The organism is Methylocystis sp., assembly GCF_051061285.1.
GTDB lineage: Bacteria > Pseudomonadota > Alphaproteobacteria > Rhizobiales > Beijerinckiaceae > Methylocystis.
The window spans coordinates 250,522-263,279 of the sequence record NZ_JBPFEA010000048.1 but is presented as its reverse complement, the minus strand read 5'-3'; the positions used below and the strand labels follow the sequence as shown (position 1 = coordinate 263,279).

4 protein-coding genes and 1 pseudogene are annotated in these 12,758 nt (G+C 58.7%); all 5 read right to left on the bottom strand.

The window, feature by feature from the left end:
* A pseudogene (locus ACR65T_RS17700) lies at positions 1-100 on the bottom strand (sulfate adenylyltransferase subunit CysD); the annotation flags it as partial.
* A 230-nt stretch (positions 101-330) separates the two neighbouring features.
* The gene (locus tag ACR65T_RS17695) at positions 331-1,803 is read right to left on the bottom strand and encodes a TolC family outer membrane protein (protein ID WP_434497712.1); all 1,473 of its coding nucleotides are present in this window, start codon (positions 1,801-1,803) and stop codon (positions 331-333) included.
* A gap of 34 nt (positions 1,804-1,837) precedes the next feature.
* Entirely contained in the window at positions 1,838-3,331 is a 1,494-nt protein-coding gene (locus tag ACR65T_RS17690; protein ID WP_434497711.1) for an HlyD family type I secretion periplasmic adaptor subunit, read from the bottom strand.
* Positions 3,331-5,523 (bottom strand): type I secretion system permease/ATPase, encoded by a 2,193-nt coding sequence (locus ACR65T_RS17685; RefSeq protein WP_434497710.1) that lies wholly within the window; start codon positions 5,521-5,523, stop codon positions 3,331-3,333. Before ACR65T_RS17685 ends, ACR65T_RS17690 begins: the two co-directional genes overlap by 1 nt.
* A gap of 422 nt (positions 5,524-5,945) precedes the next feature.
* The gene (locus tag ACR65T_RS17680; RefSeq protein WP_434497709.1) at positions 5,946-12,749 is read right to left on the bottom strand and encodes a DUF4214 domain-containing protein; all 6,804 of its coding nucleotides are present in this window, start codon (positions 12,747-12,749) and stop codon (positions 5,946-5,948) included.
* Positions 12,750-12,758: the final 9 nt, after the last annotated feature.

The window sequence follows — 12,758 nt, the reverse complement described above, 5'->3', positions numbered from 1 at the left end:
TAGAATAGAGCATCACCGGACGCCGGAACTCGGCCACGGCTTCTCGCAAAATGAAAACCGCTTCGGCTTCGAGCCGGCGCAGATGGGGCGTGAGGGGCATTCTTCCTCAAAAATTAGGAAATGAACTCATAATGTTCGTCGGCAAAGGAGTCGAAAATGTGATATACTGCGCGTCGCACAGAAATCGTCGGCGTGGCTGGGCGGACGATCGTCAATCAACTTTTCGCCAAATGAAATCGCCGCTCGATTCCGACGTTCTATCCGCATCTCGCAGCCACCATGCCCAAACCGCAGATCGATCGCGCTAGACGGGTGCCCTTTCTTTGCCGCTCACGGGAAGAAGCGATCGGCTATTGACTGAGCTTCATTCTGCTGCTCCCCGGGAACGGAGACGCCGATCCACTTATGTTGAATTTGTTCCAGATGCGCCGATGGCTCGTAAGGCATAACGTCGAGGTCGAGAGTCGCATAGGAGAGGCGCCCGATCGCCGCAAGCGCCGCATAGGAGCCCACAACCTTGTCTCGTTGCGCCGTCACAAGATTCACGCGAGCAGTAAGCAGCGCTTGTTGCGCGTTCAACACGTCGAGCGTCGTGCGTTGTCCGAAAGCGGCTTCGTCTCTGACCCCGCGCAGCGCCACCTCAGCGGCTTTGACGGCTTTCATGTTGAATGAAACGGCGGCCTTCGCTGTCGTGAATTGGCTGAAGCCCTGAATAACCGCCGCTCTGACAGAATTCTTGATGACGTCAGCGTGAATTCTGGCCTGACCGAGCTGCTCTTTCGCCTGCCGTATGGCCGAATACTCGCCGCCGCCTTGATAAAGCGGCACGTTCAATTGGCCAAACACCTGCGCGCCAAACTGCCGGGTTTTTGGATAGCCAAAATATGAATCGAATTGTTGAATGACTTGAGCGCCGACCGACGCCGTCGGCAGGATCGCGCTCTCCGCAATTTTGACGGCCGATTCTCCGGCATCGATCTGGTGAACTGCGGCGACGATGGACGGGTGATCGGCGAGAGCCACCGCAATTGCGTCGTCGCGGCTTTCTGGAAGAAGCGCCTCAAGCGAGGGCGCCGGTTGCAGCAGCTTTGGCTCCTCGCCGACCGTTTGATGATAGACCGAGGCGCTATTTTCGAGCGCGCCGAAAGCGGCGGCGAAATCGGCTTGGGATTGGGCGAGCGCGGCTTCGGCTTGAGCCACGTCGGTGCGGGTCACTTCGCCGAAATCGAAGCGATCCACTGTTACCCGTAACTGTTCGCGCAGAACGCCGATGTTATTCTTCTTGAGACGAACGACCGCGGCGTCGCGCAGCACATTCATATACGCGGTCGCGCCCTTTAAGAGCGCCTGCTGCTCGGCGTCACGAAGAATTGCCCTTGAGGCCAATACGCCGGATTCCGCTTGACCTAGACTAGCGCTCGCCTTGCCGCCATCCAACACAGGCAGCTGAAAAGAGAAGGTCGCATTGAGCGGCTTGCCCGAATATTTGTCGCTCTGATATTTTCTGCTGCTGAACTGATCGATCCCGGCCGGAGCGCGGATCAGCGTCCTCTGCGGCCCGCCCGTTGCGGATATGCTGGCTTTTGGCCACGCGTAGGAATAGGCCTTTGAGATCTCTTCATCATGCACGCGAACGTTCGCTCGCTGTTCGCCGATTTCGGGATTTGTCGTGTAAACCTTCTCTAACGCGCCGTGTATCGTATCTCCACGCGCCTGCGCCGGCGCATAAAATATACAGCACACAATACAGGCTAGAACAAAATGTCGCCGGCGCGGCTGATCGCTCGGCGCGCGCGCGCACATCGGCGTTTTTCCAAGCCTGCACATTGAGCTAAAATTACCTTTCCTTCATCGCGCGAGACGCCACTTCGAGCAGTGGAGAAAACAAATATTCGAGAATGCGGCGCCGTCCGGTCTTTATCTCTACGGAAACGCCCATGCCTGGAGACAACGGAATGTCGACGCCATCGATGTTCATCGTCGAACGCTCCGAGCGAAGGGTCACCGGAAAGACGAGATTTTGGGTGCGTTGCCCGCCGCCGAAATAGCTATTCTTGGCGGGCCTTGCCGGATTGCCTTCGAGCGCTTGCGCGTCAGGCTCAGGTATCGCGTCATGCGCAACACGCGTCACCGTCGCGTCAAGCGAGCCATAGCGCGTGAAGGGAAATGATTCCACCTTCACAACAGCTGGCTGGTCCTTGGTTACAAATCCAATGTCCTTGTTTTGGACATAGCATTCGATTTCGAGCTCAGCGTCATCAGGCACGATCCGCATGAGTTCTTCGCCAGTCGCAAGAACCTGATTTCTTGTGGTGACCGACAGTCCAAATACTGTCCCAGAGATCGGACTCCTGATCGTCATATGCTCGGTTTTCTCGTGCGCCTTCTTATGCCTTTGTTCAAAATCATCGATCTGGCGCTCTGCTTCGCCCAATTTTTGTTCGTTCTCAGCGACAAATGCATCCACTTGCTTTGCGCGCTCCTGCCGCAGCACGCGGCTCGCGGCCTGAGCTTCGGTGAGCTGCCCTTGTTGGGTCGCAAGGTTGGTTTGCTGGACCTGCAGCGCCTCGATCGAATCGATGACCGCCGCCCTTGGCGTCGATCCGCGGGCGAGCAGCCCCTTTCTCATAAGGACGCGCTCCTTGAGAGTCGCGAGCAGCGATTCCTGACTCACGATCGTATTTTTGAGGCGCTTCTGTTCCTCTTCCTTTTGATCGAGCTGCGCATCGATGCTCTTAAGCGAACTCAGAAGCTGTCTTACATCCCCTCTGAGGATGCGACCTTCCCGCGCCTTGAGCTGGTCTGGAATCTCCGTCGGCCAATCAACAGCTATTTCCTTGTCGTAGGAATTATTGGCGATCGCGTTCAAGGCGGCCTTCCGGCGCGCTTTCTCCGCGACATAGGCCAGGTAGACGATCGAGGACCCCCTTTCGTCCGCGGCGGCTTCCGCCGGATCGAGCTCCACCAAGACCTCTCCGGCAGTGACATGCCGCCCGTTCTCTGCATGAATCGCGACCACGCGGCCGGTCTCAAGCGGTTGGATCGTCTTTACGCGGCCAGCAGGCTGAATTTTTCCCTGCGCGATTGCGATGATGTCGATATGGCCGAAATACATCCACGTCAGCGCGACGCTCAACAGCAAACAGATTACCCAGAGCAGACCGATATGTATCGGAGAGGGCGGCGTTTCCAGAATCGAGATGGCTGCCGGAAGAAACTCTCCGTCGGAACGCGCCCACTTCACGAGCGCGAGCCGTTCCGCCGCAGCGCGAAGACGAGGCAGAGCGTCAGCGCTTGGCTCCGAAAGATCGGTTCTCCTCTTTAGCCGCATCAAACGTTTTCCAAATCGTTCTGAAGAGACCAGAGGTGAGCGTAGAGACCGTTCGGATTGCGGATGAGTTCATCATGCGCGCCCATCTCTTGAATGCGCCCGTCGCTGAGACTGATGATTCTGTCGCATCTCCGGACGGCCTGCAGACGATGAGCGATGATGATCACCGTGCGGCGCTTGACAATCTCGAACATGTTTTTCTGGATGATGCGTTCGCTTTCGTAGTCCAGGGCGCTGGTCGCTTCATCGAAAATGAGGATCCGAGGATTGATCGCAAGCGCGCGCGCAATGGCGATTCTCTGTCGCTGTCCGCCGGAAAGATTGCTTCCCCGTTCCTCCACCATGGTGTCGTAGCCATTGGCAAGCCGACTGATGAACTCATCCGCCCCGGACATTTTTGCCACGGCGACGACTTGAGCCCGAGACATCGCAGGATTGGCGAGCGCGATATTATCGTGAAGACTGCGGTTGAAGAGCAGGTTCTCTTGGAGCACGACGCCGATCTGCGAGCGAAGCCACGCCGGATTGACCTGCAGGATGTCAGCGCCGTCGACAAGAACTTGTCCCTCTTCAGGCGCATAAAAGCGCTGAATCAATTTTGCGAGGGTTGACTTGCCTGATCCGGAGCGTCCGACCACTCCGATGACTTCTCCCGGCTTTATTGTAAATGAGATGTTTTTCAATATTTCAGGCGAACCGGGCCGATAGCGGAACGTGACGTTCCTAAACTCAATCTCGCCCTTCGCAGGCGGCAAACTCCCATGCGCCAGATTTAACGGCTCCATGGGCGCATTCAGGATATCGCCCAGACGCTCGATCGAGATCTGCACCTGCTGGAAATCTTGCCAGATTTGCGAGAGCCGCAAGATTGGTTGCGCGACTTGCGCGGAAATCATGTTAAACGCGACGAGTTCCCCAACAGACAACTCGCCGTCGATAACCGCCTTGGCGCCAAACAGCAGCAGCAGCGCGTTTGTGAGTTTGCTGATGTATTGAATTGCCGACTGGCCCCCCGCCCCCAGCAATCCAGTATCGAATGATTTCGATACATATGAAGCGAGCTTTTCCTCCCATTGCGTCTGCATCGAGGGCTCGACAGCGGTCGACTTGATTGTCTGCACGCCAACGACCGCTTCCACCAACATCTGCTGGCTCTCGGCGCCGCGGTTGAACTTCTCCTTGATCATTTCTTGGAGGATCGGACGAATGAACGCCGCGACGATAAGGTAAAGCGGTATCGACGCGATGACGATCAGGGTTAGTTTCCAGGAGTAAGCCCAAAGAACCGCGAGAAAGACGATGGTGAAAAAGATGTCCAAAAGCGAGAACAGCCCCTGACCCGTCAAGAAAGACCGAATCGTCTCGAGCTCTCTTACGCGCGCCACCGTCTGCCCGGCGGATCGCGTCTCGAAATACGCCATCGGCAGATGGAAGAGATGAAAAAACAGGCGGCGCCCGAGTTCAACGTCAATCCGATTGGTCGTATGCGACAGCGCATAAGTGCGCAAATACTGAAGCACAACGTCTAAAACGCCGATAACCGCCAATCCGCCGATCAAAACGAATAGCGTATCGTAGCCCCTGTGGCTGAGGACCTTGTCGATAACGACCTGGAAGAACAGCGGCGTCACCAGCGCAAAGATTTGCACAAAGAACGATGCGACGAGGACGTGAAGCAGCGGCCGACGATAGCGCCAAATCGAAGGTAGAAACCAGCGAAGACTAAAATGCTTGGGCTCGACGCCGGCGCCGCCGAGCCTACGAGAAACAAGAATGACCGCGTCGATCGCCTCATGGATTTGATCTAAGGGAAGGCTACGATCCGAGCGCGTGATCGGATCGACGAGGCGATAATCGCCAGCAGGCATTTTGCCGCCAAAGATTTCAAATCGGCCAGCGCGCGTTCGAATGATCGCAGGCGAAGGGAGAGCGGCAAGCCTTTGCTTATGTATGGGACGAATTAAGCGCGCTTTGAGTCCGATAAGAGCGGCGGCGCGCACGAGGTCTTCGCAACTGACGCTCTTTCCGTGAAGTGCGAGTTCCCGCCGGATCTGATAAGGGCTCGCGACAATGCGATAGTAGGCGGCGATCCCGCAAAGGCCCTGCAAACCGGAGTCCTCATGGCGCCCCGCCGACTCTTCACGGGGCTTTTCGCCGGTCGGCCCGGGTTCATCCGTCGCGGCGTCGTGCATTTTCAGCCGAACCTTAAACCTATGATCCGCCGCCGGTTATTCCCTCCGGCCTCACATGTAAAGATACTTCGCCTACGCATGTCTTACCTGTTGAACCGATCTGATGACGGGAACGCTTTTGAAGTCGCCGAAATGCCTTGCGCACTATCCACGCTGCATGGCGATGGCCCAGATGAGTCACAGAGAAAGCCGATGGGTCTGCTTAGGACTGATATCTTACATCCGACGCTGAGCGCTGCGGCCGCGACTCCCAGCCGACCCTAACTCGCGCAATCAGATTGCTTGAAGACAAGTTGGGCGGTCTGTTGCATAGACCATGCACGCCTAATCGCCGCATTCCACCAATCGCCCCAGAGCCTACGCCTACTCTTCCCAAAAGACATTCATTTCGCCCATTAGGGCTTCGCCGGCGTCTCCTCTGTTTACACGAATTGCGCCTGCGACTGAGTCAGACTCGACAGGGCGACATTCTGGAGCGTGATGGTGTTATTGGCGTCGAGCGTGATGAGCGTATCTGCCCTTTGTTGAGATGAAGCGGCAAGAAGATGCGACCAATCCGCAAAGATCGCATGATCAAATTGCAGCGTGTCCGACGCGTCGAAACCGGAGATCACATCCGTCCCGAACCCTGAATGGAACACGAAATTGTTGTTGTTGCCATTCTCCGTGATCGTTGAGGACCCGAGAAGGGCAATGTCATTATTTGAACCGTTGATCGTATCGGTGTCGCCGGCGGCAATGTTGACCTTGCCGCCACTGACGTTGATCGTATTCGTATGATTCTCCGTCCCGTAGATCGGGAATGGCCATCCCCATACCCAATACCAGCCAATCACGACAGTGCTAATGACGCCGCCTGCGACGTTCACTGTGGAACCGCCGCCGGCATTGACGACGTTGTCGTGACCCGCGACCGACAAGGTCGCGTTTACGTCGGTCGCGAGCTTATTGGCTGATCCGGTGACAGTTGCGCTGGCGGCGGCGTCGATGGTGACGTTTCCGGAGCTCACGGTCAGTTGATTTCCGGTTCCTATCACGGCGACCGGATCATCGGAGCCGCTGACCGTGACATTTGTGTTCGATTTGAGGGTGATGGCGTTTCCGCTGCTCGAGACCGTTCCGCCAGATCCATTTTCGAAAATCACGGGGGTCGAAGCCGTGTTGACCGTTGCGCCGGTATTCGTCACGTCGATCGCAGTGACGTTGACGCCGCCAAGGCTGGCGTGATCGATTGTGCGCGCAACCGAATCAACTAAATCCGCCCTCGAAATCGTCCCGGCGGTCAGCATGCCGGCCCAGGTTTGAGACTCCGTCGACGTCGGCGCTCGGCCATAGACGTTGGTAAAGACGAGATTGACGAAGGCGGCGTCGGTCGTCGTTCCGTATTTCGTCGCGAATTCCGAAGACGCGATGAGTTCGCCGGCGATCTGAACCTCCGTCGCCGATCCGTTGAGAATCCGCGGCAGCTGCGCGGCGATTTCAGCGCCGGTCATGGTCCGCTTTAACGCAGCGTAATAGAGTTGCCCCAGAATATCCGTCGCAACCTGCTTGTCGGTCGTATGATCGATAGAAACGAGTTGCCCGCCGCTCAACGTGTTGTTTGTCGTCTCATGGACATTGCCGTCGGCGACATGTTCGGAACTTTCCGACAGGGCGACGGCGATGTCGGCGCGCGTAACCGTCCCGGCCTTGAGCTGAGAGAGATATTTATTCAGCTCCGCGAGCGTAGCGTAGCGGCCAAGAGCGTTCTGGGACATCTGTTCAACGAATTCGGCGTCCGTTAGAGCGCCATATTTGCCGGCAAATTCCGTCGGCGGCGGCGAGTTCCCGACGACGATCGTCGCTGGCGGAGCCGCCAAATAGGCCTTGTTCGTCATGACATCGGCGGCGAGCTTGTTGAGATTGAACTCCGCACCAGCGCCGCTCGTCGTAATATAGTCCGCGAGAAACTGCTTTTCGCTCTCGGTCATGTCGCGATTGAGAAGCGTGTCATACATCCGCTCGGCCATCGCGACGAATTTTTGTTCGGACGCAACGTCAATCGTAATCGTCTTGGCCCCGCCGCCGTTGTAGGTGCTGAATGTGTATCCATACAGGCTAAAGCTCGATGTTGGGCTTTCATTCCAGACCCAAGTGTCCACTCCATTCTCGTCGATCGAATGCGACGCATAAGCGCCCAGATATCCCGAACTGAGGCCGAGGAGGTTAATCGAATAGCTGTCTGGGGATGTCACGTACCAAGCATAGCTTCCGTTGGAGCTTGGAACGTAGACCTTCGTGCTCGTGACGTCGACGCCCTTGACCGCTAGGCCAACGGTCGGGATCGGGTTGCCATAGACGTAAAGTGGGGGACCCTGTTGCCATCCGATCCCCGTGCCGGTTTCATGGGATGTGACGATCAATCCATCGGCGCTCGTCGTCGTCGTGACGGTCGTCGCCAAGCCCGAATTCGAATAGGTCAAGGAGACCGTGTCGGTCTTCGCGCCGTCAGGCGCAACCGTGATCGTCTCGTTAACGTCTGGGATCGTCCCATAGCCCCTCGTCACAATATTCGTCGTCAAGCCATTCGCGCTCGTCGCCGCAACGGTCTGATCCTTGATCGTTCCGTCGGCGTAGGTGTTGGTGATCGTGCGCGTGCTGCCGCCGTCGGCGTGCAGCGCGGTGACATCGTTCTGTGTCTCGAGCGATGTTCCGCGGCCACTCACATCGATCTTCGACACCTTGGTGAGACCATCGGCGCTCACCGCCGTCACTGTCCGGCCGCGCAAAATCCCGCCAGAGCCGTAATCGGCGTCCGTGATCGTTTGGCTGCCGTCGGCGTTCAGCGCGGTCGTCTGGCTCCGGCTCAAATCCACCACGCCGTCGCCGTTCGAATCGATCGAGATTGTCTTCGACAACTGGTCGTCGCTCAGCGTCGTGCTGATTTTCGAGGTCAACGCGCCGGCGGCGGTCGTGTCCCAGACGATGTCGGAGGTCGAGCCGTCGGCGTTACGCGATTTGGTTTCAAAATGATCGAAGACGCCGTCGCCGTTCGTGTCCCGCTGCAGGCCCTGCGTCAGGCCGTCACGGCTCGTCGTCAAAACGTCCTTCTGGCGCAGCGTCCCGTCCATGTTCAGATTGGTGAGGGACTCGACCCGGCTGCCGTCGACATTGGTCGCCGTCGTATCCGTCACGTCGAACCGCCCGTCGCCATTGACGTCGGTTTGTGTCGTCTTCGACAGGCCGCTGGCGCTCGTCGACGTGACGACCTTGGTCTTGAGCGCGCCGCCCGACGTCGCCGACACGGCGACCGTCTCCGTCGTCGAGCCATCGGCGTTCAGAACGGTCGTATCGGTCGCATAGAAATTGAGCGTCTCATAGCCGTTCACGCCCGTACGCTCGGTCGTCACGTTCAGACCGCTCGCGCTGACAGTCTTCACGATCCGCTCGACGACGGCGCCGCCCGTGGTTCCGTTGTAGTCCGTGTAGGTCTCCACACGGCTCCCGTCGCTGTTTAAGACGGCGACATCGGTTTCCGTGCGGTCGACGGCTCCGTCGCCATTATTGTCATAGGCGACGGTCTTCGCGAGCCCATTGGCGCTGGTTGTCGTGATCCGCTTGCTCTGCAGCGCGCCTGTTCTGGACAGGTCGGAGAGCGTGTCGAGAACGTCGCCATTGGCCTGGAGGGCGATTGTTTCGGTTTGATCGGTTATTCCGTCACCATCGACGTCTCGGTTGATCGAGGTGGTTTTGCCGTCAGAACTCGTCGTCGTGACGGACTTGCCCCGGAGCCCGCCATTGGCGTTCGTCTCCGAATAGGTCTCTGTCTTCGAACCGTCGGCGTTCAGCGCGGTAATATCGGCAGTCGTCGTGTCCCATGTTCCGTCGCCGTTGACGTCCGTCTGGACTGTCTTCGAGAGCCCATTCGCGCTCGTCGAGATGACCGTCCGGGCGCGCGTCGAGCCATTCGCGTTCAGGTCGGTGACGGTCTCGCTCGTGCTTCCGTCGGCGTTCAGCGTGGTCACGTCGGTCCGGGTGACATCCCACACGCCGTCGCCGTCGACGTCCGTTTGTGTTCGCCCCGACAGGCCATTGGCGCTGGTCTGTACGACAGTTTTGTCCCGCAGCGAGCCGTTGGGATTGTAATCGACGATCGTATCGACCGTGTAGCCGTCCGCGCCGACCGAAATCGTCTCGACGCTATCGTTTTGCCCGTCGCCGTTGAGGTCGCTCGAAATGATCTTCGATCGGCCGTCGGCGCTCGCCGAAATTGAAATCTTGTCTCTCAGCGTTCCGTCGCCATTCTTGTCCGTAATGGTCTCCACGCGGCCGCCGTTGGCGTTCAGCGTGGTGACGTCGGTGCGAATTCGGTCGACGCTCCCATTGCCGTCGAGATCCACGGAGGTTGTGACCGACAGCCCATCGTCGCTGGTCACGATGACCGTTTGATCGCGCTTCGTCCCATTGGCGTTGAAATCAGTGACGGTTTCGCTCGTGCTGCCATCGGCGTTGAGCACGGTCACATCCGTCGTCGTCAATTCGTTCACGCCGTCGCCGTTGACGTCGGATTGCGTCGTGACGGACAGGCCCGTGGCGTTCGTTGTCTCAACGACCTTTGACCGCAGGGAGCCATTGGCGTTCTTGGTCAACACTGTTTGGGTTCGACTGCCGTCCGCATTAAGCACGGTCGAGTCCGTAACCGTCGTGTCCCACACGACGTCGCCGTTCACATCGCTCTGAACGGTCTTCAACAGGCCAGTGGCGTTGACGGCTGAAATTGTCCGGGCGCGCATGGTTCCGTTCGGATTGAATTCCGCGACCGTGTCGGTCGTGACCCCGTTCGTCGCGGTCACGACGCTCTCCGTGACATCCGTCACGCCGTCGCCGTTCAAATCCGTGGTCGTGGTCACCGTCTTGTGGTCGGCGCTGGTCAACACGACTGTTTTCGAGCGCAATGATGCATTGCCGTTCGTCTGCGTGATCGTCTCCGTGCGGCTGCCGTCCGCATTGACCACCGTCACATCGGCAATCGTCTGGTCGATCGTCCCATTGCCGTCGATATCCAGCTGCGTCGAAACATTCAGCCCGTTCGCGCTCGTCGTCGTAATCGTTTTGTCTTTCAGCGCGCCGTTGTTCGCCTTGTTCGCAGTCGTCTGGGTGGACGAGCCGTCGGCGTTCTTTACCGTCGTCTCCGTCGTGATCAGATCGATGATGGCGTCGCCATTGGCGTCGACCTGGCTGGTTCGCGTCAGCCCGTCGGCGCTCGTCGAGACGATCGACTTGTCGATGATGCTGCCGTTGCTGTTGTATCTGGTCGTCGTATCGACGCTCGAGCCATTCGCCGCGACGACGATGGTTTCGACGCTGTCCCAGATCGCGTCGCCGTTCTGGTCGATCTGGATCGTCCTCGAGCGGCCGTCCACCGCCTTGGCGATCACCGTCTTGTCGCGCTTGGTCCCATCCGCGTTCAAATTTGTCACGGTCTGCGTCCGGCTGCCGTCGGCGTTGATCGTCGTGACGTCGGTGGTGGTCAGGTCCCAGACGCCGTCGCCATTGACGTCCGACTGCGTCGTCTGTGACAGATTGTCGGCCGAAAGTAGAATTTTCGTCCGATCGCGGAGCGAGGCGTTTCCATTATTGTTCGTGGTCGTGGTCGTGTAGGAGCCGTCGGCGTTCTTCACGACGACTTCCGTGGTCGTCAGATCGGTCGTTGCATTGCCGTCGAGATCGAAGACCGTCGTCTTCGAAAGACCGTCAGCGCTGGTGGTCTTCACCCATGCGTCGCGCAGGGAGCCATTGGCGTTCGTCTCTCTGACCGTCTCCGTGCGGCTGCCGTCCGCGTTGACCACGATGGCGTCGTTCGTGGTTAAATCGAAAAGGGCGTCGCCGTTGGCGTCCGTCTTCGTCTGGCTTGTCAGCCCGTTCGCGCTCGTCGTCACCACCGTTTTGTCGATCAGCGACCCGTTGACGTTCAAATTCGAGACCGTGTTGGTGCGTGAGCCGTCGGCGGCCACGACGATCGTCTCGACACGGGTCCAGGCGCCGCCGCCATCCGGGTCGGTCTGGATCGTGATCGACTTTCCGTCAGCGCTGGTCGTCGTCGCCCGCCGGGCCAGAACCGCGCCGCCGGCGGTCTTGTCGGTCACCGTCTCGGTCTTCGAGCCGTCGGCGTTGACCACCGTAACCGAGGTCTGGATCTGGTCGATCACCCCGTCGCCGTCGAGATCGACCGACAGCGTCTTGGTCTTGCCATCCGCCGAGGTCGACAGAATCCGCTCGCTGGCGACGCTCCCATCCGCATTGAGCGATTTATTGTCGATGGTCTTCGAGCCGTCGGCGTTTTGCGTCGTCGTCGAGCGCAGGGCGGCGCCCGCGGCGTCATAGACGAGGCTGACCGTCGCCGCCGTTCCCGTCGTTCCATTGGTGCGGGTGAAACTCGTCTGGCCGTCGATCGACGAGCCGTCGGCGAAGGTGCGGGTCGTCTGGTCCTCGATGAGATTGATCGAGGCGATCCCGGCCTGCGCCAGCGTCTGCAGCGTCCGCGTGCCGTCGGCGTTGCTGACGATCAGCTTGAATTGCGAAAAATTCGCGTCGCTGGCGCTGAGCTTGCCGTCATGATTGGTGTCGAACACGTCGCGCAGCGCCTGCATGTCGGAGGTCGCCGTCGGGTCCCATTGCGTGAAGTCGATTTCGTTCTGCTGGTCGATCTTCCCGTCATTATTGGCGTCATAAGCCAACAGCGCGTCGCCAGGGGCGGCCCAGGACGTGAGATGCTGATAGCCGTCGCCGGCCATGTCGAAAAATGTGTTTGACGAGGTCACCGGCGTCAGCTGCACGCCGTCGCCGTTCAAATCGAGCGCCACGGGAAAGAGATGGCGGAAGAAACTGCCGATATGGCTAAAGAAATGGCCGACGCTCGAAAACAGCGCCTTCGTATCCGACCAGAATCCCTGCGCCATGCGGCCGAGGTCGGAAAGGCTGTTGAAGCCGATCCCGCTCTCCGACCCGCCGCCGTCAAAGGGCAGCACCGGCTTTCCGAAGTCGGGCAAATTGATGTTCTGCCCCTGATAGCCAAAGTTCGCGCTGAACACGAAGCCGTTCGGGATGAAGCCCGCGGAATAATTGGCCGAACCGAGGAGATTCCCCAGCGCGCTCGTCGCATTGTCGAAGAGACCGCCCAGCCCGCTCGTCGCGTCGCCAGGGAGACCACTGGCGAAGGCGGGCGTGACTGAATTTCCCAAAGACACGGAGTTATA

What these genes read in the sequence shown, in the direction of transcription:
- ACR65T_RS17695 (WP_434497712.1), bottom strand. Translation starts at nt 1,803, where the DNA reads ATGTGCGCGCGCGCGCCGAGCGATCAGCCGCGCCGGCGACATTTTGTT.
- ACR65T_RS17690 (WP_434497711.1), bottom strand. Translation starts at nt 3,331, where the DNA reads ATGCGGCTAAAGAGGAGAACCGATCTTTCGGAGCCAAGCGCTGACGCT.
- ACR65T_RS17685 (WP_434497710.1), bottom strand. Translation starts at nt 5,523, where the DNA reads ATGCACGACGCCGCGACGGATGAACCCGGGCCGACCGGCGAAAAGCCC.